This window comes from Spirosoma migulaei (assembly GCF_054776855.1).
Genome location: NZ_BAAHBG010000010.1, coordinates 265,333 through 290,475, shown reverse-complemented (window position 1 = coordinate 290,475; position 25,143 = coordinate 265,333). Strand labels below are relative to the sequence as shown.

The following is a 25,143-nucleotide window of genomic DNA, read 5'->3' as shown; positions in this document are numbered from 1 at the left end:
TAGAGTTGCTTGGGTTGTTCGGCGTAGTAAGTACTATGCTCAATGGGAGTTTTTTGATAAAAAAAGTACTTGTCTATTGTTTAATACTTTAAGAAAAAAAAGCTATTATTTGAAATATAGCAGAAAATAAATTTCAGGATATGGCAAAGGTAAAAACGGGGAAAAAAGTAAAACCTTTAGAGATTTTAGAATTAGAACGTATTTATTATACAATTTTTAATGAAAGCCGCAATGTAAGAGATCTAGATATTCCTGAAAATACTTACATATTAAATGATAAAAATGAGGTTACGCACCTCTCAATAGGAGAAAACACTGAAATTCGTTTAGAAAGTATTAAAGTTTTTTCTGATTTGAAGCAGCTTTCAATAACTTCCAATAAAATAAAAGATATATCTTCATTAGCGTCAATTCTTAGTTTAGAACAACTTTTTTTGGGAGGCAATAAAATAATAGATATAGCCCCTTTGTCTAATCTTAAAAACCTTAAAGAATTAGCTATATGGGGAGATCCTATTAATGACCACAGCCCCATTTCTTCTCTTTTAAATCTTGAGCAGTTGTATTGCCAATTCTCAAATATTTACTCTATTGATTTTGTTCAAAAACTAAAAAAAATGAAAATACTTTATGCAGATAATAATAAAATAAATGACATAAATCCTTTGCGGTTTCTTAATAAATTACACACAATAACTTTGAGTAGAAATTTAATAAATGACATTTCGCCGTTAGAGTATTTGCCAAACCTAAAATCAATAGATTTGTCGGAAAATTTGATTAAGGTTATACCCAAAAACGTTGCTGAAAAACTAATATTGCATAATGAAAATAATCAAGATTATATTCAAGATCGAGAGGGATTAAATAGTTCGAAAAACCCTTTAGAATTTCCTCCTAGTTCTGTTATTGAGTTGGGTGTAGAAACTATAAATAATTATTATGAAACATCAGAGCAATTTGGTCATGCTCCTCTTTCAGAAGGCCGTATCATATTTATAGGTGACGGTAGTGCTGGAAAATCTAGTTTAATAGAAAGAGTTTTATATGATACATTTAGTTTAGGTAAAAGCCAAACTAATGGTGTAAAAATTGAGCAATGGAGATTGCCACATATAGATGGTAGAGAGTTGTCTTTTCATATTTGGGATTTTGGTGGTCAAGAAATTCAACATGCGGTACATAAATTTTTCTTTACAGAAGGTTGCCTGTATGTTTTAGTACTTGATAATAGAAAGGAAGAAGAACCCGAATATTGGCTACAGCAAGTTGAAAGCTTAGGTGGAAGCGCCCCCGTACTAGTAGTATTTAATAAACAAGATGATAACGCTATAGAAATAGCTGATCGTAAATTTCTGAAAGAAAAATATCCTAATATAGTGGGGTTCTATAATACTAGTTGCATGAATGGGTTAGGAATCAACACGTTTAGAGAAAACTTGAAAATTCAAGTCATGGATCTCAGAACTGTTGAAGAACAATTTCCTAATAATTGGTTTAGAATTAAGACAGCCATTGAAGAGTGTACCTCTGGAGAACAACATTATCTTACTTATAATGTCTATAAAGATATATGCAACAAAAACAATGCTGAAACTATAAATACACAGAAGTTATTATTGAGATACTTTACCACGATAGGTGCAATTACTTGGTTTGGCGATACCTATTTAAATTTTTTACATGTGCTAAGCCCAGCATGGATCACGCAAGGGGTATATAAAATAATTACTTCAAAGAAAACGGCCGACTTTTTTGGACATATAAACATAAAAGATTTTAAATTACTGTTACATCCAGTTGTTGAAGGAGACTACTTATATGAAGAGAGTCATTATGGATATATTCTAAGTATGATGAAGAAGTTTGATTTATGTTATACTGCTGATGATGAAAATCTACTTTTGCCATCTGCTTTTGGAAAAGTACCAAAAATAGAATATAGCGAATTTAGAGGGGATCAAATACGGACTTATATTCTACAATTTAAAGATTATATGCCAATGGCATTAATGCATCGTTTTGTTGCTAAAAAGTTATCTGATGTGTATGATGATAATTACTGGTACTCTGGTATTGTAATTAGAGATAACAAAACTAATTCACTCGCAATGGTGCAGGCTGATAAAGAAGCCAAACGCATATATGTGCGTATAAAAGGTGAGGCAAAGCTAGGAGTATGGGAACATATTCGTAGGGAGTTTACTAGTATCTGCTCGAATTATGCAAATATTAATTATTTCGAATTAATTGCTCTAGACGAAAAATCTGAGAATACTGTTAATTATGAAGATTTACTGAGTCATATTAAGGCGGGAAAGTCAGTTTATTTTCATCCCAGACAACAGAAAGATTATAATGTTGGTTATTTAATGGGTTTATTTGAAAATAAAGAAAATACAATTGAAAAATTTAAAAGTGGAAACGTACAACTTCAAGAGTATGATTACAAAAAAAGCGAAAAAAATATACCTTTTATTGTTAATATATTAAATAACAATAGCCCGACTGTAAATACACAAGTTAATACCCAGATAAATATTGATATAGATTTACAGTCTGTCAACAATGTTAGCAGCGATGTAAAGGGAGAAGCTACCTATTTATCAGAAGCTTTAGAAAGTTTAAGTGAATCAAATAAGGCTTTAAGTGATGCACTTGTCAAAATTATACAATTTGCCGATGACGCTAAAGCTGCGCGGAATACTGGAGATGTAAAAGCTAAAGGATGGGGTAGAAAACTTAAGAGTGTCATACAAACGCTAGCGGAATCAAGTGAGCAAGTGAAAAAGATAGATGAAGGTTCTGGTTCACTAAAAACTCTTTTAAAGAGCCTTAAAGATTTAACATCTCAGTTTAGTTTAAAGGATGTTACGGATTTGTTGGAAAATATTCTGTGACCCCATTCGGCGTAGTATTTATTAAGTCGGTACGTTATCTAGTCTCTGACCAGTCTACTAAATACAACTAATCTCTAAAAGCCGATGACACCGGTCGGAGACGGGGTAATACACGAACGTAGTGAGTACTTTAACTGGGTAAAGGGAGCCTTTTGCTAAGTTAAAAACGCGGTGGATGGCATGCAGGGAGTCGTTTGGAGCACGAGCCAGACGGGACACTTGGATAACTTAATAGGCACTATTTCTTCGTTCAGAGGAAAATAATTATGTCTTGATATGTTTGATAGAAAACTTAATAAATTTTGTCGATTGATAAATAGTTAGCCCACTCAGTCTTAAACGTTTTCTTTATAAGGCCAGGAGTTCCAGTTGTATCATAAAGCCTAGCGAAGCTTCCATCAAATTTTATCACTTTGCCAACCACTTTGTATGTATCCGGCAAGTTGCAGAATACGCTAGTTTCTCGGTTATTAATCGTATCAACCGTTGAGCTAGGCCAACTTACATAATAACTATCAAGCTCTTTTGAATAAGCTATAGGAACGCTTATCGCTAACCGGCGAGTCGATATGACTTTACCACATGCATAAGATGTATAATCGGGATCGGGAGTCGTTTTGTGGCATCCAGCTAAACCCAAAATCAGACAGAGTGAAATGAATTTATTCATGTGGCGTAGAATTTATCCAATAACGTCTCATGACTTTCTTATTATATAATTGAGGGGTGGACATTATTGAAAAGCGACTTTGAAGGCTTCCGTTCTCCGTTCTCGCTTGGCTTTCCGACCGGGCTGGCGGACCAGTGAGGACTATTGTTGCAAGGGCCTCTGGCCCGTTTCTGACGTACTACTCCGGCCAGAGGACGTTAAAAAAATAACCCTCACTGGTCCGCCAGCCCGGTCGGAAAGCCAAGCGAGAACGAGAAACAAAGGTGGTTGCTCGGTTAATTAGTAAAAACCAATGATACCGGGTAACGTTCGAGTATAGTCTCAGACCAGCCTGCAAAATACAACCTCTACTATTTACCCGTATCTTTCGATTCAACAGGCTCTGACCATCATCCATGAAAAAAAGCGTTTTACTATCCTTGCTAATCGCTACGCTATTGAGTTGTAACCCTAACAAAAGCGAACAAACCACTACGTCCGATCCCAAATTTGCGGCTGTACTGGACGACTATTATGAGCAACTGTTAAAACTGTTTCCGCTGGAAGCGACCAGTCAGGGCGATAATCGGTATAATGATCTACTGCCCAATGACATTTCGCAGGAATTTCTGGAGCAGACGAAGACGTTTTATACCGCTACGCTCGATAAACTAAAACCGTTTGATCGCGAAAAGCTGTCTGACGAAGACAAGATTTCCTACGACATTTTGACACGGGAACTAGCACTGCAACTGGAGCAATATCCCTTTCATCAGGAAGACATTCCGTTCAATCAATTCGTTGGGTTGACGTTGACGTTTGGGCAGTTAGGCAGTGGAGAAGGATCGCAACCCTTCAAAACAGTGAAGGATTATGACGATTGGTTAAAGCGGGTTTCGGCGTTTACCGTTTGGGGCGATACGGCCATCGCTGCGTTTCGTAAAGGCATAGCTACAAACAACGTATTGCCGAAAAGTCTGGTCGTGAAGATGATTCCTCAGATGACCGATTTAGTGGTGACCGATCCCACCAAAAGTCTGTTCTACGGCCCGATTCAAAAATTACCCGCCACCTTTAGCGATGCCGATAAAATCCGGTTAACGGCTGCGTACAAGAAAGCGATCATCGGGCAAATCGTACCTACCTATCAGAAGTTAGGGACGTTCCTGAAGAATGAGTACCTGCCCAAAGCCCGGACAACATCGGGCATCGACGTGTTGCCAAAAGGGCCGGAACTCTACACCTATCTGGTTAAGGTTCAGACAACCACCAACGACACGCCGGAAGAAATCTATCAGATTGGTCTGAAGGAAGTGAGTCGGATTCGGGGCGAAATGGAGAAAGTAAAAACACAGGTAGGCTTTAGCGGGAGTCTGGCAGATTTTTTCACCCACCTCAAAACCGATAAAAAGTTCTATCCCTACAAAACCCCGAAGGAAGTTTTGGCTGCATTTAACACCATTCTGGCGCGGATTGAACCGAATCTGAAAAAAGAGTTTACGAATACACCCAAGTCGAAATTCGAGATCCGGCAGACCGAGAAATTCCGCGAAGCCTCCGCCAGTGCAGAATACAATCAGGCGTCGGCCGATGGGAGCCGTCCGGGCATTTTCTACGTCCCCATTCCCGATGCAACTAAGTTCAACGTCACCTCGGGCATGGAGTCGTTGTTTTTGCACGAAGCCATTCCGGGTCACCATTATCAGCTGTCATTACAGCAGGAAAACACGAGTTTGCCCAAGTTTCGGCGGTTTGCCTGGTATGGCGCTTATGGTGAAGGCTGGGCGTTGTATTGCGAATCGTTGGGTAAGGAACTTGGCCTCTATACCGATCCGTATCAGTACATGGGTGCCCTGGGCGATGAAATTCACCGGGCCATTCGGCTTGTGGTGGATGTGGGTCTGCACACCAAGCATATGACCCGTGAGCAGGCAATCAAATACATGATGGATAACGAACCCATTGCCGAACAGGGTGCTACCGCCGAAATCGAACGCTACATGGCCATTCCCGGTCAGGCGCTTTCCTATAAAATTGGGGCCATGAAAATACGTGCCTTACGGACCAAGTACGAGCAGCAACTCGGCACTACATTTAGCCTGGCCGCCTTCCACGATGAGTTCCTTAAAGATGGCTGCATGCCGTTAGACGTATTGGAGCGCAAAATGGACGCCTGGGCAGCGAAGCAGAAATAAACGTCTGTTCGGCGTTCTCGCTTGGCTTCGCCGAGTGAGGAGTATTACTTCAAGGGCCTCTGGCCCGTAGTTGTTCTCGTTCGACGTAGTGAATACTACGCTCAATGAGAATTCGCCTTCAATAAGGCGTTCTGTGAGGACACAGATCGAGGATGCCAAACACACTCAAGTCGGTGCTTGATTAACTCAAATCAATTAGACTACGCTCAACAATGGTCTACCTATTGCTTTGGAGACACAATAAAGTTGGCTGTTTTGGGAAGCTTGCGAACGATGTCTGAGGCAAGGCCGAATGTAGCTTCCAGTACGCTGTAGGGTGTGCCGGCCATCCATTCATTAAGGTCAATCACTTGCTAATGGCCGCTCTTGAAACCAATCAGGTTGCAGTTCAATGATCGACCTGGCCATGGTTGCGCTGATGGGAAATTCATTGACCGTAACTGTTCGTTGCGTACCTCCGCCGGGTATTCCTCTTAGGCCTAAACGGGGGAGCTGTTGGTCTAAGGGGAAGCGAAAACGTAAGGCGGGATCGACATTGGGCATGGCTTACTGGTAAGCAGGCAAACATACTGGAAAGGTGAGGGCGGAGCCAGTAAAAATCGCTGGTTTTTCGGTACATTAAGCGTTTTGTAGCCTTTTAAATGCCCGAAAATTGATGGAAAGCAGAGCTTTACAGCGTGATGAGGTATCCGGTAGAGTTGCCTTCCACCTGTTGCCGTCGTGCCCCTTGGTGTTAGTTTTATCTGCAAACGTAATCGCTCCCTAGAAAGCAACCTCCGCTATGTCAGCCAGCATTCCCATCGAACTCGACAGCGCTGTTACGACAATCATTGTTCAGCGCCCTTATAAAGATCAGATTCAGGCCTACGAGAACTGGTTACAGGAAATGGTTCCGCTGGCGCAGGGATCGGCCGGGCATCGGGGGGTAAATGTTATTAAGCCGCACGGCCAGAATGAGGAGTATACCATTGTCCTTCATTTCGCGTCGGAAACTACACTCCGTACCTGGCTGGAGTCCGATACGCGCCGACAGATGGTTGAGATGGTGCGCCCGTTGCTAAACACGGACGAGAAAATAGAAATTAAAACTGGACTTGAGTTTTGGTTCACTCCACCCGAAGCCCGGAAAATGGCACCTCCTCATAAACAGTTTTTACTAACCTGGTCAGCTATTTTTCCACTATCCGTACTTATTCCGTGGTTGCTTTCGCCCCTTTTTTCAGCGTTTCCTTTTCTGGCTGTTCCTTTGGGTAAGCCTTTGCTGACGAGCCTGCTCATTGTGGCGCTCATGACCTTTGTGATCATGCCACGTTATACCCGGCTTGTTGCTAAATGGCTCTACCGCTAAGCGTTCGGCAGAATGAATCCTACCTTCAACAAAGCCGGCTGCTAATTATCCTTTTTACGACTAGATCGAGGCCGTCCAGTACGTTTGGCTGTTTCATAGGCATTAACAGCACTAGAGTCTGGTACTACCGAATGAGTGCCATCGGGGTTAACAATGATTGAACCATTACCCATGCTATGTATGGTGGAGTGGGTACCATTTGGGTTCACAAGAACGGAGCCGTGTCGTGTTGAGTGCGTACCATCCGGATTAACAATGACGGAGCCATGTACCGTTGAATGGGTGCCATTGGGATTGACAATGACGGAACCGTGCTGTACCGAATGGGTTCCATCTGGATTGACGATGACCTGTCCGTGAGCGGCTAGTACGCCCAGACAGAAAATGAATGCAAGTCGATAAGTTACCATTGGGATTGTTTGGTCAATGCGGTTCAGGATGTTCCAGCACTAAGGTACCAGCTGCCTTACGTCCACCGTTGAGTTGAACGCCCGTGGCATAGGCCTGATACACAAACGGCACAATGTCCGTACCATCATCACTGGGGAAGAAACTCGTTTGGTTGTGAAGCATATTCACGAACAGCACAATCGTTATGTCTTTCGGTAACTTCATCCAGATGGTCCGCAGGCCCACATAAGGAGCACTACTGGTCATGTACCACCAGCCATCATGGTAGGCCATGTTGCCCAGCGTGGTGGCACTTCGGAAACACCCCAGATTATTCAGGAGTAGAGTATCCTTATAGGCCGTCGGCAGGATCGACTCATCCGTTGAGGAGAGCACGGTGGCATAGAGTTTCCCGGCTTCGCGGGGTGTCAGGTACCAGCCATACGCCCCCAGCGTATTGGCAAAATTTCCCGGATTCCAGCCGCGAATCCCAGTTGTGTAGGGGTACGTATAACAATAGGTTGGATCACCAGCCGGGTAGGTGGGTAGTACATTGAGTAACCCCACCTTTTCTAACATATTCTTCTGAACATAAGCCAGGTAACGTTGCTGCGTTTGAAGGTCATCTACAGTATCATCCCCCGAAAATGTATACCCAATGATAGCTGGAATCAGTACCCGCATCAGACCGATATTTGCGTTCTGGTAGCAATACTGCCCCCGACTGGTCGATTTAACCCCTTTGGCCACGAGCTGCTTAAGGCCTGCGTAAATGTTTTCGGAGTAGGAGCCATTCTGGCAATTATCACCAAATCCAGTAATACCGCTCCGGTGATTGAAAAGATCACGGAACGTAATCTGATCGATGTTGGGACCCTTAGGCCAGGAAGGCGGAAGATAGGCACTGATTTTATCCGTTGTCCGAATGCCTTTTTGAGCCGCCAACTGCGTAAAGGCCATAGCCGCAATGGTTTTGCTCATGCTGGCAATGTGCATTTTGGTGTCGATCGTATACGGTTTTTCCCCTTCCGGGTCAATCGACCGCGATTTCAGACCCCCTTCGCCCGACGCCTTCAGTTCGCCCTTTTCATAAATCACAAACCCATATCCAACACCCCGATTTTGCAGGCGATTCGTTAAGGTTTGGGCAACCTGATCCGCCAGAGTTGGCGTAGGTGGCGTTGGGTCCTGGTTATGCTTACAGGCATTCAGCACGAGAAGGGTACCCAGACACAAGCTAGTTAGTAACGATCGACGCATTGGCTTAACATACGAAAGTCATAGGTGTAGAAGCCAGATTAGCCCGGAAATACTCGTATTGTACATTTTGGGGTGTCGGCTTCTCACAACCGACACCCCAAAACGGTTTATAAAAAGCGCTGTTGGCCTAGATAACAGCGTTGGGCCATACCATCAACCATGCATGCGGGTAAGCCCACCCCCAATCAGATCAGTATCCAGTTGACCTACATACAGGCCAGGACTTTTAGACAGACTGTTTCCGACAAAGCCACCTGAAAAGGCGCTTTTTGTGGTAGCATCAACCAGATCGCTCCCCGCACTTGTACCGGACTTTTTGCTAAAGTATTTGTATAGACCAAAGCCAGCAGCCAATGTTGCTCCCAGTGCAATTCCTACAATAGTGGTCACCTTCTTATCCATGACTGTTTATGCGATTGTTTGTAGACGTAACAGACTACAGGAAAAATGGTTTTAGTGCGTGTGGTAACGCAGGAAAAGCTGAATTGGCTCTTAACTCTTGTGCATCGCTAGTTTCCCGTCGAATATTTGCTTCCATTGCCAGCTGGTTTTGCCTTTCTCGCGGGTTAAAATGAATAGCGGTTGATTAAGATTAACACGATCTTTGGCATAGAATGCCCCATCGGCAGTGGATCGGTAATAGACCTTCAATGTTGTTGGGTTACCGGTTGCCCAGCACTCTAAAGTGTAGAACGTTTGAATCCCCTCGGCATGAACTTCGCATAAATTCATACCCCTGTATTTGTCTTTTACCGTGATGGAATAAGTAACACCCTCAGGGTGCTCCCCCGACCATTTACCCATCCAGCTATCTGTTTGCTGGAAACTGAGCAGAATGGCGGCTGTAAGCAATAAACAAGCGATAAAGACTGACTTGTGCATATTGATCTAAAGGTTTAGAGAGCAATGGAAGGCCAGGTAAAAAGCCATTGAGTTGTTAAGATCGTTGGAATACGTACCACATAAACGCAACCAGGATGGCTTCAATCACCCATACATGCAGGGTATTCTGGTGTGCCAGTCGGCGAACTAAAAAGTGAAGGCCAATGGCTCCGGCTGCAATGGGGATGCCGAAGAAAAACTGCAACACGTTGTTTTCCCGGTTCCTATCAACAAACCCATAAAGTATCATGATAACGCCTGCCAGCGATAACAACATGAGTGGCGTAATCAGGCTAAACACTTTTGAGAGATCCATCTGTCAGTATGTTATGAGGCTGATTCTACCTGCTCCTGCATTGGGGTTGTAGTAAACCTCCTGATCGTGTGTCAAATGCAGACGATATCTTTTTAACCTGAATGATACTTTTATGTTTTGCAATAACGACCAGATAACGCCTAAAATAGCCGAAGACTCAGTCGCAAATACAGCCTAACAATAGCCTGGAAAGATTGCCGCAATCGACCCTTACTTTGTCGTAATTACACCGCATTCGGTTGCCTGGTGTTTCGTATTTTTGTAGTGTAAATCATTAAACAACAACTACTTATGGCTACGAAGATCTTTTTAAATCTGCCCGTTAAAGACCTTAACAAATCCATCGAGTTTTTCACTCAGCTAGGTTATAGTTTCAATGCTCAGTTCACCAATGAGAACGCTACCTGTATGATTATCAGCGAGGATATTTTTGTGATGCTATTGGTGGAGAAGTACTTCAAAACATTTACCCGGAAAGAAATTGCAGATACCAGAAATGTGACCGAAGCTATCATCTGTCTCTCTGCCGAAAACCGGGAAGCGGTTGACGATCTGGTGCGTAAAGCAGTAGCCGCTGGGGCAACAACACCTAACGAGCCAGAGGACCAGGGCTTTATGTACGGCCACGGTTTTGAAGATCTGGATGGCCACCTGTGGGAAGTTATGTATATGGACCCCAGTGCTATCAATCAGGAGCAGCCCGTTGCCGAGGTAGGTGCCTGATAAACGTGTAAAAAAACGCCCCCGGCCAAGACACTGGTCGGGGGCGTTTCTTAAGAAGGTATGGAAAGATGCTGGTTGCTTTTTGGGGTATTAGTTAGTATATCAACGACTTACTGATAAAGGGCTAACAGTCAGCAAATTCTTTGTCTTCCAGAATATGCACGACCTCAATGAGTGATTCGGTTTCCAGATCGTCCCACGTAAACAGTTCATCGACCTTTTCGTCAACGATGATCGCCAGGCCCTGTTCAGTAATCGCATTAAATTCCTGACCTTCATATTCCCATTCTTCGGTCAGCGATACTTCAGGCATTACCTCGCCCCTGTGATTCTTTACATTTTCCCGATATAATCGGCTGATCAGATTCTTAATTCTGGTCCGAAGGGATTCATGCTCTTCAATGAGGATCTGTGCATTTGGGTCCATAATACTTTAGAAAGTTAACGGTTGATACTGAGTTTTGCATTGCTAGTCTCGATGTGTACAACCTTAGACGGATTTTAGTGAAATAGTATCAGGGAGCGCACTGGTTTTATGGAATTTCTAGTAACAAAATGTTGTAAAAATTTGATTATGAAGACGTTATTCTATCTAGATATTAATTGTAGATAGAATTAACAGTTGTATCAACGTAGTTGTCGGTTTTAGAAAACGCAGCAGGCCAGCCATCTATGAGAAGATGGCTGGCCCACATGGAATGAAACAAAAGTGTTTATCAATCACTTATTCGCTGGATCCTGGCTGCGGATAATTAACTTATCTACTTCCAGTTCACCAATGCGTAATTTGTGGATATATCCCCGGCCAATGCGAAACTGACCGATGGCCAGAGCGCCAATGGCCAAGGCACCCACAGCTACCGCACCAACGGCAAGCGCTCCCACTGCCCATCGACCCACAGCCACCTGACCAATGGCCCGGCTTCCTGCTTGTAGCGGTAAGTTGAATCGTTTCATAGTATAGCTTTTTAAGCAGAACTTATCTGAACCCACTGGGTTTTATTGTATTATCCTACGGACTAAAACTCTTGATGAACCGATTTTACGCCATTTTAGCCAACTCACTGGTTGCCTCCCTAACCAATAACCTCGTTTGGTTTGCCGTTACCTTCTGGGTTTACCTGGAGACGAAGTCAGTAGTAGCTACGTCGCTGATGGCGGGTGTCTATTCGGGTACGGTCGCGCTGTCCGGCTTCTTTCTGGGTTCGCTGGTGGATCGGTACAAGAAGAAGATTTCGATGATCGTTTCGAGTCTTGGCTCCCTCGTTTTATACGGGCTCTCGTTTATCATTTTCATCTCGACGCCAGAGAAAGTCTTCAAGGACCCGGAAAGCCCAGTTCTCTGGGTGTTTATAGTCCTCTCGCTGGTAGGAGCCATTGCCGGAAATATACGGAGCATCGCGCTCTCAACACTCGTAACGGTTCTGATACCTGAGGAGGGCCGGGACAAAGCAAACGGGATGGTTGGCACCACAAACGGCGTTTCCTTTCTCGTTTCATCGATTTTCAGCGGCCTGATCATTGGCTTTCTGGGCATTTTCTGGATGCTGATCATCGCCATTGGGCTAACCGCGCTGGTGCTGATTCATGTGTGGTTGTTGTCGATCCCCGAAAAAGGGATTATCCATACCGAAGAGCATACCAAACGCATCGATATTCGGGGAACGATCAAGGCGATCAACCTCGTGCCAGGACTTTTTGCGCTTATCTTTTTTAACACTTTCAACAACTTTCTGGGTGGGGTTTTTATGTCGCTGATGGATGCCTACGGCCTGTCATTGGTAACGGTTCAGACCTGGGGTGTTTTGTGGGGCGTTTTGAGCCTGGGATTTATTATCGGTGGGCTGATCGTATCGAAAAAAGGGCTTGGGAAACAGCCACTGCGGACCTTGTTTCTCGCTAACATCGCCATGTGGACGATCTGCGTTTTCTTCACGATTCAGGCGTCTGTCATTCTGCTGGCAGTGGGCATGTTCATTTACCTATGTTTGATTCCGGTAGTTGAAGCCGCCGAGCAAACGATCCTGCAAAAGCTGATTACACCAGAACGGCAGGGGCGGGTGTTTGGCTTTGCGCAGAGTATTGAACAGGCGGCCGCACCAATAACCGCGTTTATGATTGGCCCCATTGCACAACTCATATTTATTCCGTTCATGACGACCGGAGCTGGTGTGGACCTGATAGGTTCCTGGTTCGGGACGGGCAAGGATAGAGGGCTCGCCCTGTTGTTTACCGTTACTGGATTGATCGGCCTTATTATTACGATCATCGCCATGAAGTCCAAAGCCTATGACACGCTTTTAGGAAACTACCAAAAGCAGGCCGAACCGCAGGCTGTTGACGAGTAAACAGGCCTTAACATCTTATTTCTCGGGTACCGACGTGGGTTTACCTGGTTCGGCCAGGAAGAAGACCAATAGTTTGGCTGGGACTGTAGAACTCGTGTTGCGGGCTGAGCTGTGTAACCCATTGGTAAATTCATAAAAGGAGTCCCCTTTCTTGTACACATGGGTCTTGCCTTCAAAAATAGACTCGATTTCACCTTCCAGTATATAGCCAAACGTTGGGCAGGGGTGGCGGTGAGCGGGAGATGAACTGTTGGGTGGGTAATCCACAATTAGCATCTGGCCTTCCCGATTGTCAATGCCTTTTTCGGCCAGTAGCTGTTGGAGAATAATGGTTCGACTGACCTTCATGGGGCTGCTACTGGTAGCTGCATGTTCATGTTGAGCAAAGAGCTGGCCCGATAGCGAACTCGCCAGTATGGCGCAGGAAATAAGTAGTGTTTTCATTTGAAAGTTAAGGAGAGGATTTATGAACACAGAGGCACAGAGAACACAGAGATTTATTTCCTCAAACTACTCTGTGTTCTCTGTGCCTCTGTGGTTAAAAAACAATGATCAATCCTGATCCGCCACCATGTGCGTGGCGATGGCAATTCGATTCCAACTATTAATGGTGATAATGGCCAGGATTAGCTGAGCTAGTTTCTGTTCGCCAAGCAGACGTACGACGTGGTCATATACCTGGTCGGATACACCCTTGTTGGTTAGCTGCGTCAATTCTTCGGTGAGTCGCAAAACGGCCTGCTCGACTTCGGTGAAGAACGGTGTTTCCCACCAGGCACTTAGGGTATACAATCGTTGTTCGGTTTCGCCAAGTTGGCGAGCTTCTTTTCCGTGCATGTTGAGGCAATAGCCACAGCCGTTCAACTGCGACACGCGCATTTTAATCAATTGCGCCAATTTAGGGTCAAGGTCGAATGACGCTACCTGTTTTTCTGCTTCCAGCATTGCTTTGTAAACTCGGGGCTCAACCTCTTTGAGGGGCATTCTGGCTTTCATAAACTGTAGTTTTATTACGACAAATATCTATCTTTCCTGGCCTACTGTATTAGTCCAGATATTAGAAATAAGGTAGTCCAGCTATGCCCTCGTTAAAGGATTTTATTCAGGTCGACAAAGGTGCTGACATCGCGATTTATTTGCAGGTCGTCAATGCAATTATCCAGCAAATTCGCCGGGGACAGTTGCGGAGTGGATCGAAATTGCCGGGCTCCCGTGAGTTGGCCGAAGCGCTAACGGTTCACCGAAAAACGATCGTGGCTGCTTACGACGAACTGATGGCGCAAGGGTGGATCGAGATGATTACCCGCAAGGGAACCTTCGTGGTGCAGGACTTGCCCGAGATCAAGCCAAAAAAGCTAAAGCAGGGTGAGCCCGTTTTGCTGTACCCTGAAAAGACGATTTTCGCCATCCCGGAAAATCGCCCAGGAGCGTTTCCGGACCCCGTTATTCCTGATTCTACCAGGCTAATTATCAACGATGGATTTCCTGATACACGACTGGTGCCCAATGAACTACTTCTCCGCGAATTAAGAAGCCTGGGCCGACAAACTGCTTTCCGTAAATATCACATGTATGGCCGACCGGAAGGAACCGACTACCTACGCGAAACCCTGGCTGGATTTTTACGGGAAACCAGAGGCTTGCCTATTTCAGCCGCTAATGTCATGATTACGCGAGGGGCGCAGATGGGTATTTACCTGACGGCCCAACTCTTGCTCAAACCGGGCGATCAGGTAATTGTAGGGGAGTCGAGTTATTTTGCCGCTACCCTAACATTTCAGCAGGCAGGTGCCCATATCAATCGGGTGCCTGTGGATGAGTTCGGAATTGACATCGACGTAGTAGAACAGCTTTGCGAAAAGAAACGAATCCGGTTGCTGTACGTAATCCCGCATCACCATCACCCAACCACCGTAACGCTACCTCCCGAACGGCGGATTCGACTCCTCGAGTTAGCGGCTACTTACAAGTTTGCTATCGTTGAAGACGATTATGACTACGATTTCCATTACACCAGCAACCCCGTGCAGCCCATGGCCAGCCTCGACCACCACGGCAGCGTTATCTACATCGGAACACTCAGTAAAACCCTTGTTCCGGCCGTTCGGGTTGGCTTCATCGTTGCACCCGAAAACTTTGTTCGAGCTGTTGCTAATTTACGGATGGCCATCGACCGGCAGGGTGACAGTATGATGGAAATCGCCATTGCTGAATTGTATCGAAACGGAACCATCGGGCGGCACATTCGGAAAGTCGTGAACCTCTATCGCGAGCGAAGAGACCATTTTTGTTCTTTATTAACGGATCGGCTGGGGGAACGGGTTTCGTTCAAAATACCGGATGGAGGTATGGCCATCTGGACGAAATTTACCGATAGCGATCTTCGGCAGGTTTCTGCAAAGGCATATCAGAAAGGATTGATCATGAGCGATGGCCAGCGGTACAATACCGGCCAGACAAACTACAACTCTGCCCGATTGGGCTTTGCCTCGCTTACCCTGAGCGAGCAGGATAAGGCATTGGACATTCTGGTGAATTGTTTATGAGGGGGCTGGCGCGAGCATTTGCTCGTGCCTGTTAATGAAGTCAGTATTCACTGACGCAAGCGAAGGCTGGCTATATAAAAAGGCACGGGTAAGTGCTCGCGTCAGAGTAATCTTAACGCGCCAGATTACCTCTGCATCTTTGCAACAAATACATGTATCAAAACGTATAGTAATTGTTTGAATAGTACTACAGAAAAGTGCCAACAGATACATAAACGGCTCTTTTTGCAACTAAAGTGGCATCAGTTTGAAATATTTGTAGTTTTAAAATTCATCAGCGTTATTTTCATGATTGAGGCCGCTACGTTAACCGATTATCCTTCCGATCAGCAACTCTGGCAACGATTCAGAGAAGGAGACCGGGAAGCGTTTGAGCAGATTATTGCTACCAATTACAACAGTTTGTTCCGGTTCGGTACCCGATTTACCAAAGACGTCGGGCTAATTGAAGACTGTCTCCACGATCTGTTTGTCTACCTCTGGGAGAAGCGCTTGTCCCTGAGCGCTACGGATTCAATTCGAAAATACCTGTTTAAGTCTTTTCGGCACAAGATGCTTTTGGAACTACAGCGCGTTTATCGCCGGGGCTGGGTTTCGGAGGATGAAGCCGCTGACATGGCCAGCGAGCAGAATTTTCAGGATGCACTTTTCTTCCTGGAAAAAGAACAGCTAACAGTTCACAAAATCAAGGAAGCCATTAACCAGTTGCCCGTTCGCCAGCAGGAAGCGTTGTACCTGCGTTATTTCGAAGGAATCGATGTTGATCATATTGCCCAGATCATGAACATCAACCGCCAGTCAGTATCTAACCACCTGCATAAAGCCCTTACGTATCTACGCGAACACTGGCAGGATTTTACCATTTCCATGTTGTTTTGGTGCTTTTTTTAGTCGTTGGCTAGCATAGATTCTTTGGATTCTATTGATCTTGATTATCAATGTAATCGAGTAAAAGGAAGCCAATTTCTTTGTGCTCTATCACCGGTCATTTCCTCAATTGGTCAAAAAGAATCTAAAAAAAAGTTAAAAACAGAGGGTATATTTTTCACCCCCGCTAATTGTCTGAATATAGGGGTAGATAAGTAGCGTTTTTTGATGAAAACATTTAATCATTCCGAGCTAGGAGATTTTCTGGAGGACGAGACCTTTCGGCAATGGCTGTTAGGTAAAGCTTCCCCCGAACTGGCGCAGGAATGGGATGAGTTTCCGTATCGGTATCCCGACAAAGCGGCTACCTTCAAAAAAGCACAGGAAACCCTGAAGGCCATTCAGGGTGATACGTTTGTTCTGCCTTCTTCGAAAGTTCGGCAAAATATCCGGCAGATTATGGACGCTACCGAACCAGCGCCATTCAGTCAGCCGGTAGTTTGGTATCAAATGCCAGTCTGGCGATGGGCTGCAGCTGCTGTGGTACTGCTCGGCGTAACCTGGTTTAGCTGGCAGCATAATCAGCAAATCGAAAATCCGTCGGCACAGATTTACCAGCAACTTGTTGCTACGGCTGAAGACTCCCTGGACGAAGTTGTCAATACCTCCAACCGGAGTCATCTGGTCATGCTCTCCGATGGCAGTTCGGTACTACTCCAGCCCAATAGCCGTATCAGTTACCCAAAGCGATTCAATCAACATATAAAACGGGAAGTTTACCTGACCGGTGAAGCCTTTTTTGAAGTTGCTAAAGATCCAGAAAAGCCATTTTTTGTCTACGCCGATAACCTGATCACGAAAGTATTAGGAACCAGCTTCACTGTTCGGGCCGACGGGAAAGAGTCTGTGAACGTGATCGTAAAAACAGGGAAGGTGTCTGTTTTTACACGATCTGATAAGGAACGTCTTGAAAAACAGCAATCAAAACAACTGATCGGCTTAGTCCTGACACCAAATCAGCGGGTGCTATTTGACCGGGAAGAGAATCGTTTATTACGGTCTCTGGTCGATTCGCCAACGTTGCTGGATATGCCCATTCAACGGTCGATGTTCGAGTTTGCCAATACGCCCGTTACCGAGGTTTTTGCATCGCTGGAAAGAGCCTACGGCGTGGAGATTGTTTTCGATGCGGAGGTGATGAAAAATTGCTACCTGACGGCCTCGCTGGACGATGAACCGCTATTTGAAAAGCTCAATATGATTTGCCAGACCCTGGATGCTCAGCACGAGCAGATGGATGGAAAAATATTAATTAGCAGCAAAGGATGTCAATGAATTTACAATAAAATTACTCAACCCATTTCTTAGCCTATGTCCTGAAAAACGTGCAGTACCTCCACAAAAAAGAGTCAGCAATGCGCCAACATCACTGACTCCAGAGTCAATCCCTACATGCTCTCTTCGAAAAAAGCGCCCCCTTTGACGGGGTAAGGGAATTTTATTGCCGATCTAAACCGACAAACAATTCAAAAGTATGACAATTCCAATACAAATGCAGCATAGGCTGCTCAAAATTATGCGAGTCAGTTTTTACCTGTTTTTTGCGGTAACAACGGTTGCTTCAATGGCACGGGCGCATGATACGTATGGTCAGGAATTACTTAATCGACGCGTGAGTCTTCAACTCGCTAATCTGACCGTTGAACAGGCAATTAGTCGCATTGGTCAGGAGGCCGATGTGAAGTTCATGTATAACCCACGCATTTTCACCCAGCAACGCATCGGCGCGCTTACGTTTACGAATGAAAAACTCTCCGATGTGCTCGATCGGGTGCTGGGCCCCGCGGCTATTTCGTATGAAGTAGGTGGCAAGACAATTATTTTGAAACGGGTAGCTAATGCATCGCAGGTGCAATCTGGAAGCGGCCCAAACGTCGAAAAACCCGTTCCGCCTATCACCGTCACGGGCCGGGTTCTCGATGAAAACGGCGCTGGCTTGCCAGGTGCTACCATTTTGCTCAAAGGGACGAGCAATGTGGGTACCGCAACCGATGCCGATGGTAAGTTCTCGCTGAACGTACCCGACGGTAATGGAACGCTGGTAATTTCGTCGATCAGCTATACATCGCAGGAAATCGCCATCAACAACCGCACCACCCTGCCCGATATTAAACTGGCTTCGGATGTGAAATCGCTGAGCGAAGTGGTGGTGGTTGGCTATGGTACGCAACGGAAAAAAGACCTGACCGGTGCTGTCGCCGTTGTAAACGTGGCCGAACTTCAGACACAGCCTACCTCGCAGATTACCAATCAGTTGCAGGGGCGTGCTTCCGGGGTTACGGTGCTTGGATCAGGACAACCCGGCGAGGCTCCACAGGTTCGTATCCGGGGCTTAAATACCTTCGGCAATAACCAGCCATTGTACGTTGTGGATGGTGTACCCACGCAGAACATCAACGACATTAACCCTAACGACGTAGCCTCGATGCAGGTGTTGAAAGATGCGGGTTCGGCCTCGATCTACGGTTCTAGGGCGGCTAACGGTGTCATTATCATTACAACCCGTCGTGGAAATGGTAAGGTAAAAGTTCAGTACGATTCCTACTACGGAACCCAAATTCCGAAAGGAGGGAATGTATGGAATCTGCTCAACCCGCAGGAAACAGCGCAACTAAAATTCAATGCACTGCGAAACGCCAATCCGAATGTAGCTATCAACGACCCGCTGTACGGAAGTGGCACCACGCCTGTATTGCCCGACTACATTTCGCCACAGGGAGCCAAAGAAGGCGATCCGTCCGTAAATCCTGCGTTGTATAATGTAAACCCAACCTACAACAGCGCTGATCAGTACAACTCGTTCTACCGGATTACACGGGCCAACAAAACAGGGACGGACTGGTTCCACGAGATCTTCAAAGCGGCTCCGATCATGAGCCAGAACCTGGCCGTTAGCGGTGGTGGCCCACAAGGGAATTACCTGTTCTCGTTCAACTATTTCAATCAGCAGGGTACCTTGATCAATACCTATCTGAAGCGATACACGATCCGGTCGAACAGCCAATATAACATCCGGGAAAACATCCGGGTGGGCGAAAATATTGCCTTCTCGGTGTCTGATAACCCACGCGTGAATGCTTTGCAGGAAGGAAGTGCCATTGGCTATGCCTTCCGGGAGCAGACCATTATCCCGGTCTATGATATTGCCGGGAACTACGCCGGTGGGTATGGACAAGGACTTGGTAATTCGAACAACCCCGTTGCGGTTCAACAACGGACCGCGAATAACAAGGGTCTGAATAACCGTCTGTTCGGAAACATGTACGCTGAGGTTGACTTCCTAAAAGACTTCACGGCCCGGACCAGCTTCGGTGGTGAGATCTTCATGGGAAATTTTCATTCGTTTACCTATCCAACCTATGAGAATCAGGAGAATACAACGACCAACTCGTACACGGAGAACACGTTCAATGGGTCGAACTGGACCTGGACCAACACGGTGCAGTACCAGCATAATTTCAATAACACGCACGATCTGAAAGTGCTGGTTGGTACCGAAGCGTATAAGAACCAGGGCCGTAACGTAGGCGGTACAACGCAGGGTTATTTCTCCTTCGATCCGAACTTTACGAATCTCTCAACGGGGTCGGGAACGCCAACAAACTATAGCAATTACTACGCAGACGCACTGTTCTCGCTGATTGGCCGGGTCGATTATTCGTTGAAGGACAAGTACCTGTTTGGCGCTACCATTCGTCGGGATGGCTCGTCTCGCTTCCTGAACTATCAATACGGCTGGTTCCCGGCGGTGAGTGCGGGCTGGCGTGTGTCGCAGGAAGACTTCATGCGCGGTATTACCTGGCTGAATGATTTGAAAATCCGGGGTGGCTACGGGATCATGGGTAACCAGTTGAACGTAGATCCAGCCAATGCCTACACTACTTATGGTGGCGATAGAACGTCGTCTTACTACGCTATCAACGGCTCGAATTCGGCCAATACATTGGGCTTTCAACGGACGCGGATCGGTAATCCCGACGCTCGCTGGGAGAAAAATATCAACGCCAACATCGGTTTTGATGCCAGTTTGTGGAAAGGTAAACTCGATCTGACGGTTGATTATTACAACAAAGAAGTGCGTGATCTGCTGTACACGCTCGAACTGGCAGGAACGGCCGGATTGGGTACTGCGCCCGCAGTGAACGTCGCTAAAATGCGTAACCACGGCCTCGATATTGCCGCTTCGACTGCGATCAATGTGACGAGTGATCTGAAACTGACCGCAACCGCTACATTCACGAGTTATAACAACAAGATTGTGTCGCTGGCCGATGGTATCGACTATTTCGATCAGGAAGGTCGCCGGTTCAATGGTAGTTACATTGTTCGTAACTCAGTTGGCCATTCTATCGGGCAGTTCTTCGGTTACAAAACCGCTGGCTTCTGGAATTCGCAGGAAGAGATCGATGCCGCCAATGCACAGGCGCAGCAAAAGACGGGTAATTCGGCGGCCGTATACCAGAGTGACGTAGCCGTTGGTCGTTTCCGCTATGCCGACACAAACGGCGATGGACAAATTACCGATGCTGACCGGACGTATCTGGGCAACCCGAACCCGAAATTTAGCTATGGTCTGAATCTGGGCGCTACCTACAAGAAATTTGACTTTAGCATTTTCTTCTACGGAACGCAGGGCAACGATATCTGGAACAACGTTCGCTGGTGGACCGATTTCAACGCCAACTTCCAGGGTGCCAAGAGCCAGACGGCTTTGTATGATTCCTGGACGCCCGAAAATCATAATGCAAAAGCACCCATTCAGGAAACGGTTGGCTCGTTCAGTTCGGCCAACGTGCCCAACTCGTATTTCGTAGAGAACGGGTCGTATCTACGGGCTAAAAACGCACAGATCGGGTATACACTTCCGGCCAATACGCTGAAGAAGCTGGGCATTGAGCGTCTGCGGGTATACGTGCAATCGGCTAACCTGTTCACCATCACCAAATACTCGGGCCTGGACCCTGAAATTGGGACAACGGCCAATACGAACAACAGTTCGGGGGGCAGCTTGAACCAGTCGTTCTCGAACACTACCTCGTTTGGTATCGATGAAGGCGTTTATCCGAATCAGCGCCAGTTCCTATTTGGTTTGAATGTGACATTCTAACGTACTAACTCGACAACTAATGAAAATACAACACTATATAGCTATTCTGGCGGTTACGGCTGTTAGTTTGACGCTTGATTCCTGTAAAGATAGTCTTGAGATACCTGCCCAGGGTGCCCTGAGTGACCAGACGCTAGCCACTGAAGCGGGGGTAGATGCCTTGCTGACAGGTGCTTATGCCGCTCTGGACGGCCAATATAATAACGGGTCGGCCTTGAACCTGAGTGGCTCAGATGCCTGGCAGGCATCACCCAGCAACTGGACCTACGGCAGTATTGCCGGTGGCGACGCACATAAAGGCAGCGATGGTAGCGATCAGCCTGCTATTGATGCTATCGCCAAATTTACGTCCGATCCCAGCAACGGTTTTTTTAACGGAAAATGGCGGACCGTGTATGAAGGCGTAAACCGGACGAACTCCACCTTACGGGTTCTGGCACAGGCGACGAGTGTTTCCGATGCCAAACGGACCAGCTTTACGGCTCAGGCTCGTTTCCTGCGGGCGCACTATTATTTTGAGTTGAAGAAGCTATTCAATAACGTTCCGTGGATTGATGAAACCATAGAAACAACGGCTGCCAGTTCCCAACCTAACAACGTGGATATCTGGCCAAAAATCGAGGCTGATTTGCAGTACGCGGTGGATAATCTGCCCGCCACTCAGTCTGATATGGGTCGGGTAAATAAGTGGGCAGCAGTGACCTATCTAGCCAAGGCTTATCTGTATGAGCATAAATACGCAGCCGCCAAAACGCTGTTCGATCAGGTTATTAGTTCGGGGGTTACCAGTAATGGGTTGAAATATGCGCTGGTGACCAAATACCATGACAATTTCGATGCAGCTACCGAAAATAACTCAGAGTCGGTTTTTGCGATTCAGATGGTGGCCAACGACGGAACGGGTACGATTGCCAATGCAAACCAGGGCGACATGCTGAATTTCCCCTATGGTAATAGCCCATTCCGTTGCTGCGGCTTCTTCCAGCCATCGCAGGATTTGGCCAATTCGTACCGCACCGATGCGACGGGCTTACCGTATCTGGATGATTACAACAGCCATCCCGTAAAAAACGACCAGGGCGTTGCGTCAACGCAGGCGTTTACACCCGATGCCGATAATCTGGACCCCCGGATTGACTGGACCATTGGTCGTCGGGGCATCCCGTATCTGGATTGGGGTAATCACCCTGGTGCCGACTGGATTCGGAGCCCAGGCCAGACCTACGCTGGTCCGTATTCGCCGAAGAAGAATATTTACATGCAGGCTACACAGGACCAATATTCGGATAACCACTCCTGGGCACCCGGTACGGCTATCAACCTGAATTTGATTCGCTATGCCGATGTACTGCTGATGGCTGCCGAAACGGAGGCTCAACTGGGTAATCTGGATCAGGCACAAACATACGTTAATCTGGTACGGGCACGGGCCGCTAATCCGGTCAACTTCGTATACAAATACGCCAATGATGCCGCACCTCTATCGGGTTACACAACAACACCCGCTGCCAATTATAAGATGGCGGTATATCCAGCAGGTAAATTCGCTGGGCTGGGCAAAGACGGCGCGTTGAAAGCTATTTACTTCGAGCGTAAGCTGGAGTTAGCCATGGAAGGCCACCGCTTCTTTGACCTGGTTCGCTGGGGAACGGCCGAAGCAACGTTGAATGCCTTCTTTTCCTACGAAAGTACCATAACGACGGATATTCGGGGTGGCCACTTTACGGCTGGCAAAAACGATTATTTCCCAATCCCACAACGGCAAATCGACTTGAGTACGTCTAGTGGCAAGTCGTCATTGACGCAGAATCCGGGGTATAATTAAGGGTTTTAAAAATCTAAAAAGAGGCAGTCTTTGGGCTGCCTCTTTTTGTTGGTAATAAACTGGCGCGGTTCGTTTACGCAAGTATTTACTCAAATGCGAAGACTATCTTTTCTCACTTATTATTTCGGTTTCCTGGCTTTGGTAAGCTTTGCTAGTTGCCAGTCCAGCACGGAATCAACGACAACAAAAGACCCGGTTGCTGCGGAGGGGGAAAAATTAGCGAAACAATATTGCGGTTCTTGCCATCTGCCTGTTGCGCCTGATGCACTCGATAAAGAAACCTGGAGCAAGCATGTTTTGCCCGAAATGGCTACGAAACTAGGATTGGAGGTCTGGCAGAAAACCCACTATTACCCGTCGCCAAAGGCCACCATTTCGTTTGAGAACTGGACGAAGCTGGTGGCTTACTATGAAAAACTGGCACCTGCGAAGCCGATTAAATCAACACCACCGACGCCCCTGGTTAACGATTGGTCGATTTTTAAACTAGTGAAACCGGCCGAAATCAAAACGGAACTTGCCACCACGACAATGGTTGCCGTGGACTCGGTAAGCGGGCAGATTTATACCAGCAATGAAGCTACGGCCGGGCTATACCAATGGAGTTCGGCACTAAAACCAACGCTGGTACGACGGCTAAATTCGCCCGCCGTTCAGGCTGACTTTATGCATACTGGCGGTTCTCATCGGGCCTTGCTAACGTGTATCGGAACCATGCTCGCCGTCGATCAGCCTAGTGGCGAAGTTGTGGAAATTGGACTGGATAAATCCAATAATATTCCGCCTGCCACGCTGGCAAAGCAACTGCCTCGCCCTATCCAATCAACACCCGGCGATTTCAATCATGATGGCCTGACAGACTATATCGTCTGTGGATTTGGCCATAATGCGGGAGGCTTGTACTGGTTAAAGCAGCGACCCGACCATCAGTTCGACAAGCAGGTTATTAAGGAAGTTCCGGGTGCTACCCAGGTCATTACGGGCGATTTTAACAACGACGGCTGGCTCGATTTTATGGCCCTCTTCGCACATGCCGACGAGGGCATCTGGCTATTTACCAACGACCAGCAGAGCGGGTTTACTGATCGAAATCTGCTCAAATTTCCACCCGTTTACGGGTCCACCAGCTTTCAATTAGTTGATTTCAATAAAGATGGGCGTTTGGATATTCTGTATACCTGTGGCGACAACAGCGATTATTCGCGAGTTCTGAAGCGGTTTCACGGCGTTTATATCTTCATCAACAAAGGCAATAACCGCTATGAGCAGACTTACTTTTACCCAATCAACGGCTGCACCAAAGCCGTTGCCACCGACTTTGATCAGGATGGCGATCTGGATCTGGCTACTATTGCCTTTTTCGGTGATCTTCAACATACTCCTGCCGAAACGTTCATTTATTTCGAGCAGAAAAAATTACTGGATTTTACACCTCACGCAGTTCCTGTGCACCCTTACGGCCGCTGGATTTGCATGGATGCAAACGATGTGGATCACGACGGCGATCTGGATATCGTTTTGGGGAATTACTCGCAGGGATTTTTGAATGAAGTTGGGTTTAAACCGAATTGGAACGGGTATTTGCCGCTGATTGTACTGGAGAACAAGGTTCGTTAGCTGCGATGGCGCGAACGTAGAACAGGATGGCACGAATGTAGACGTTTGTGTCGGCTATTCCCCGGCCTCTGGCCGATTTGCGATTACTTGCTTCCGGCCAGAGGCCGGAG

The 25,143-nt window shown here is 46.5% G+C and carries 22 protein-coding genes; 11 read left to right on the top strand and 11 right to left on the bottom strand.

Annotated features, from left to right (window positions below):
• Window positions 1-140: 140 nt before the first annotated feature.
• The gene (locus tag ACYVGO_RS11805) at window positions 141-2,900 is read left to right on the top strand and encodes a COR domain-containing protein (RefSeq protein ID WP_460969435.1); all 2,760 of its coding nucleotides are present in this window, start codon (window positions 141-143) and stop codon (window positions 2,898-2,900) included.
• A gap of 292 nt (window positions 2,901-3,192) precedes the next feature.
• Here the strand turns inward: ACYVGO_RS11805 and ACYVGO_RS11800 are convergent, their stop codons facing one another.
• Complete coding sequence (locus ACYVGO_RS11800) at window positions 3,193-3,570, bottom strand: hypothetical protein (RefSeq protein ID WP_460969434.1); 378 nt, start codon at window positions 3,568-3,570, stop codon at window positions 3,193-3,195.
• Between the two features lie 395 nt (window positions 3,571-3,965).
• Between ACYVGO_RS11800 and ACYVGO_RS11795 the strand changes: the two genes are divergently transcribed.
• Window positions 3,966-5,744 carry a DUF885 domain-containing protein gene (locus ACYVGO_RS11795; RefSeq protein WP_460969433.1) on the top strand — a complete coding sequence of 593 codons (1,779 nt, stop codon included), beginning with the start codon at window positions 3,966-3,968 and terminating at the stop codon, window positions 5,742-5,744.
• 342 nt (window positions 5,745-6,086) lie between these two features.
• On the opposite strand, the gene ACYVGO_RS11790 is transcribed toward ACYVGO_RS11795, so the two are convergent.
• The gene (locus tag ACYVGO_RS11790) at window positions 6,087-6,287 is read right to left on the bottom strand and encodes a hypothetical protein (protein ID WP_460969432.1); all 201 of its coding nucleotides are present in this window, start codon (window positions 6,285-6,287) and stop codon (window positions 6,087-6,089) included.
• A gap of 238 nt (window positions 6,288-6,525) precedes the next feature.
• On the opposite strand from ACYVGO_RS11790, the gene ACYVGO_RS11785 reads away from it, so the two are divergent.
• Entirely contained in the window at window positions 6,526-7,092 is a 567-nt protein-coding gene (locus ACYVGO_RS11785; protein ID WP_460969431.1) for an antibiotic biosynthesis monooxygenase, read from the top strand.
• Window positions 7,093-7,133: 41 nt separating this feature from the next.
• On the opposite strand, the gene ACYVGO_RS11780 is transcribed toward ACYVGO_RS11785, so the two are convergent.
• The 5 genes from ACYVGO_RS11780 to ACYVGO_RS11760 all read right to left on the bottom strand — a co-directional run bounded on the left by ACYVGO_RS11780 (window position 7,134) and on the right by ACYVGO_RS11760 (window position 9,940).
• Complete coding sequence (locus ACYVGO_RS11780) at window positions 7,134-7,502, bottom strand: hypothetical protein (protein ID WP_460969430.1); 369 nt, start codon at window positions 7,500-7,502, stop codon at window positions 7,134-7,136.
• A gap of 13 nt (window positions 7,503-7,515) precedes the next feature.
• Entirely contained in the window at window positions 7,516-8,742 is a 1,227-nt protein-coding gene (locus ACYVGO_RS11775) for a serine hydrolase domain-containing protein (RefSeq protein ID WP_460969429.1), read from the bottom strand.
• 153 nt (window positions 8,743-8,895) lie between these two features.
• Window positions 8,896-9,144 (bottom strand): hypothetical protein, encoded by a 249-nt coding sequence (locus tag ACYVGO_RS11770; RefSeq protein WP_142771388.1) that lies wholly within the window; start codon window positions 9,142-9,144, stop codon window positions 8,896-8,898.
• Window positions 9,145-9,234: 90 nt separating this feature from the next.
• Window positions 9,235-9,624: a DUF5991 domain-containing protein gene (locus tag ACYVGO_RS11765; RefSeq protein WP_460969428.1), complete on the bottom strand. Its 390-nt coding sequence runs from the start codon at window positions 9,622-9,624 to the stop codon at window positions 9,235-9,237.
• 55 nt (window positions 9,625-9,679) lie between these two features.
• A complete protein-coding gene (locus ACYVGO_RS11760) occupies window positions 9,680-9,940 on the bottom strand; it encodes a hypothetical protein (RefSeq protein ID WP_460969427.1) in 261 nt (86 codons plus the stop codon).
• Between the two features lie 291 nt (window positions 9,941-10,231).
• On the opposite strand from ACYVGO_RS11760, the gene ACYVGO_RS11755 reads away from it, so the two are divergent.
• Window positions 10,232-10,663, top strand: coding sequence for a VOC family protein (locus tag ACYVGO_RS11755; protein WP_460969426.1), 432 nt, complete (start codon window positions 10,232-10,234; stop codon window positions 10,661-10,663).
• A 124-nt stretch (window positions 10,664-10,787) separates the two neighbouring features.
• On the opposite strand, the gene ACYVGO_RS11750 is transcribed toward ACYVGO_RS11755, so the two are convergent.
• Together ACYVGO_RS11750 and ACYVGO_RS11745 are read right to left on the bottom strand one after the other, a co-directional pair.
• Window positions 10,788-11,090 (bottom strand): hypothetical protein, encoded by a 303-nt coding sequence (locus tag ACYVGO_RS11750; protein WP_142771392.1) that lies wholly within the window; start codon window positions 11,088-11,090, stop codon window positions 10,788-10,790.
• Between the two features lie 293 nt (window positions 11,091-11,383).
• Entirely contained in the window at window positions 11,384-11,620 is a 237-nt protein-coding gene (locus ACYVGO_RS11745; RefSeq protein WP_460969425.1) for a hypothetical protein, read from the bottom strand.
• A 74-nt stretch (window positions 11,621-11,694) separates the two neighbouring features.
• Here ACYVGO_RS11745 and ACYVGO_RS11740 point away from each other — a divergent pair, with 74 nt between their 5' ends.
• The gene (locus ACYVGO_RS11740; protein WP_460969424.1) at window positions 11,695-13,011 is read left to right on the top strand and encodes an MFS transporter; all 1,317 of its coding nucleotides are present in this window, start codon (window positions 11,695-11,697) and stop codon (window positions 13,009-13,011) included.
• A gap of 15 nt (window positions 13,012-13,026) precedes the next feature.
• Here the strand turns inward: ACYVGO_RS11740 and ACYVGO_RS11735 are convergent, their stop codons facing one another.
• On the bottom strand, window positions 13,027-13,455 hold the full coding sequence (locus ACYVGO_RS11735; protein ID WP_460969423.1) for a cupin domain-containing protein: 429 nt from the start codon (window positions 13,453-13,455) through the stop codon (window positions 13,027-13,029).
• A gap of 108 nt (window positions 13,456-13,563) precedes the next feature.
• Window positions 13,564-14,007, bottom strand: coding sequence for a carboxymuconolactone decarboxylase family protein (locus tag ACYVGO_RS11730; RefSeq protein ID WP_460969422.1), 444 nt, complete (start codon window positions 14,005-14,007; stop codon window positions 13,564-13,566).
• 83 nt (window positions 14,008-14,090) lie between these two features.
• Here ACYVGO_RS11730 and pdxR point away from each other — a divergent pair, with 83 nt between their 5' ends.
• The 6 genes from pdxR to ACYVGO_RS11700 all read left to right on the top strand — a co-directional run bounded on the left by pdxR (window position 14,091) and on the right by ACYVGO_RS11700 (window position 25,033).
• Window positions 14,091-15,557: a MocR-like pyridoxine biosynthesis transcription factor PdxR gene (gene pdxR, locus ACYVGO_RS11725; protein WP_460969421.1), complete on the top strand. Its 1,467-nt coding sequence runs from the start codon at window positions 14,091-14,093 to the stop codon at window positions 15,555-15,557.
• A gap of 288 nt (window positions 15,558-15,845) precedes the next feature.
• Window positions 15,846-16,448, top strand: a complete 603-nt coding sequence (locus ACYVGO_RS11720) for an RNA polymerase sigma factor (protein WP_460969420.1) — start codon at window positions 15,846-15,848, stop codon at window positions 16,446-16,448.
• A 204-nt stretch (window positions 16,449-16,652) separates the two neighbouring features.
• Entirely contained in the window at window positions 16,653-17,759 is a 1,107-nt protein-coding gene (locus tag ACYVGO_RS11715) for a FecR family protein (protein ID WP_460969419.1), read from the top strand.
• 199 nt (window positions 17,760-17,958) lie between these two features.
• Window positions 17,959-21,591 carry a SusC/RagA family TonB-linked outer membrane protein gene (locus ACYVGO_RS11710; protein WP_460969418.1) on the top strand — a complete coding sequence of 1,211 codons (3,633 nt, stop codon included), beginning with the start codon at window positions 17,959-17,961 and terminating at the stop codon, window positions 21,589-21,591.
• Window positions 21,592-21,610: 19 nt separating this feature from the next.
• On the top strand, window positions 21,611-23,416 hold the full coding sequence (locus ACYVGO_RS11705; RefSeq protein WP_460969417.1) for a RagB/SusD family nutrient uptake outer membrane protein: 1,806 nt from the start codon (window positions 21,611-21,613) through the stop codon (window positions 23,414-23,416).
• Window positions 23,417-23,509: 93 nt separating this feature from the next.
• Window positions 23,510-25,033 carry an FG-GAP repeat domain-containing protein gene (locus tag ACYVGO_RS11700; protein WP_460969416.1) on the top strand — a complete coding sequence of 508 codons (1,524 nt, stop codon included), beginning with the start codon at window positions 23,510-23,512 and terminating at the stop codon, window positions 25,031-25,033.
• Window positions 25,034-25,143 lie beyond the last annotated feature (110 nt).

What these genes read in the sequence shown, in the direction of transcription:
- ACYVGO_RS11790 (WP_460969432.1), bottom strand. Translation starts at nt 6,287, where the DNA reads ATGCCCAATGTCGATCCCGCCTTACGTTTTCGCTTCCCCTTAGACCAA.
- ACYVGO_RS11715 (WP_460969419.1), top strand. Translation starts at nt 16,653, where the DNA reads ATGAAAACATTTAATCATTCCGAGCTAGGAGATTTTCTGGAGGACGAG.
- ACYVGO_RS11730 (WP_460969422.1), bottom strand. Translation starts at nt 14,007, where the DNA reads ATGAAAGCCAGAATGCCCCTCAAAGAGGTTGAGCCCCGAGTTTACAAA.
- ACYVGO_RS11735 (WP_460969423.1), bottom strand. Translation starts at nt 13,455, where the DNA reads ATGAAAACACTACTTATTTCCTGCGCCATACTGGCGAGTTCGCTATCG.
- ACYVGO_RS11710 (WP_460969418.1), top strand. Translation starts at nt 17,959, where the DNA reads ATGACAATTCCAATACAAATGCAGCATAGGCTGCTCAAAATTATGCGA.
- ACYVGO_RS11740 (WP_460969424.1), top strand. Translation starts at nt 11,695, where the DNA reads ATGAACCGATTTTACGCCATTTTAGCCAACTCACTGGTTGCCTCCCTA.
- ACYVGO_RS11705 (WP_460969417.1), top strand. Translation starts at nt 21,611, where the DNA reads ATGAAAATACAACACTATATAGCTATTCTGGCGGTTACGGCTGTTAGT.
- ACYVGO_RS11770 (WP_142771388.1), bottom strand. Translation starts at nt 9,144, where the DNA reads ATGGATAAGAAGGTGACCACTATTGTAGGAATTGCACTGGGAGCAACA.
- ACYVGO_RS11780 (WP_460969430.1), bottom strand. Translation starts at nt 7,502, where the DNA reads ATGGTAACTTATCGACTTGCATTCATTTTCTGTCTGGGCGTACTAGCC.
- ACYVGO_RS11775 (WP_460969429.1), bottom strand. Translation starts at nt 8,742, where the DNA reads ATGCGTCGATCGTTACTAACTAGCTTGTGTCTGGGTACCCTTCTCGTG.
- ACYVGO_RS11760 (WP_460969427.1), bottom strand. Translation starts at nt 9,940, where the DNA reads ATGGATCTCTCAAAAGTGTTTAGCCTGATTACGCCACTCATGTTGTTA.
- ACYVGO_RS11785 (WP_460969431.1), top strand. Translation starts at nt 6,526, where the DNA reads ATGTCAGCCAGCATTCCCATCGAACTCGACAGCGCTGTTACGACAATC.
- pdxR (WP_460969421.1), top strand. Translation starts at nt 14,091, where the DNA reads ATGCCCTCGTTAAAGGATTTTATTCAGGTCGACAAAGGTGCTGACATC.
- ACYVGO_RS11750 (WP_142771392.1), bottom strand. Translation starts at nt 11,090, where the DNA reads ATGGACCCAAATGCACAGATCCTCATTGAAGAGCATGAATCCCTTCGG.
- ACYVGO_RS11805 (WP_460969435.1), top strand. Translation starts at nt 141, where the DNA reads ATGGCAAAGGTAAAAACGGGGAAAAAAGTAAAACCTTTAGAGATTTTA.
- ACYVGO_RS11795 (WP_460969433.1), top strand. Translation starts at nt 3,966, where the DNA reads ATGAAAAAAAGCGTTTTACTATCCTTGCTAATCGCTACGCTATTGAGT.
- ACYVGO_RS11745 (WP_460969425.1), bottom strand. Translation starts at nt 11,620, where the DNA reads ATGAAACGATTCAACTTACCGCTACAAGCAGGAAGCCGGGCCATTGGT.
- ACYVGO_RS11720 (WP_460969420.1), top strand. Translation starts at nt 15,846, where the DNA reads ATGATTGAGGCCGCTACGTTAACCGATTATCCTTCCGATCAGCAACTC.
- ACYVGO_RS11755 (WP_460969426.1), top strand. Translation starts at nt 10,232, where the DNA reads ATGGCTACGAAGATCTTTTTAAATCTGCCCGTTAAAGACCTTAACAAA.
- ACYVGO_RS11765 (WP_460969428.1), bottom strand. Translation starts at nt 9,624, where the DNA reads ATGCACAAGTCAGTCTTTATCGCTTGTTTATTGCTTACAGCCGCCATT.
- ACYVGO_RS11800 (WP_460969434.1), bottom strand. Translation starts at nt 3,570, where the DNA reads ATGAATAAATTCATTTCACTCTGTCTGATTTTGGGTTTAGCTGGATGC.
- ACYVGO_RS11700 (WP_460969416.1), top strand. Translation starts at nt 23,510, where the DNA reads ATGCGAAGACTATCTTTTCTCACTTATTATTTCGGTTTCCTGGCTTTG.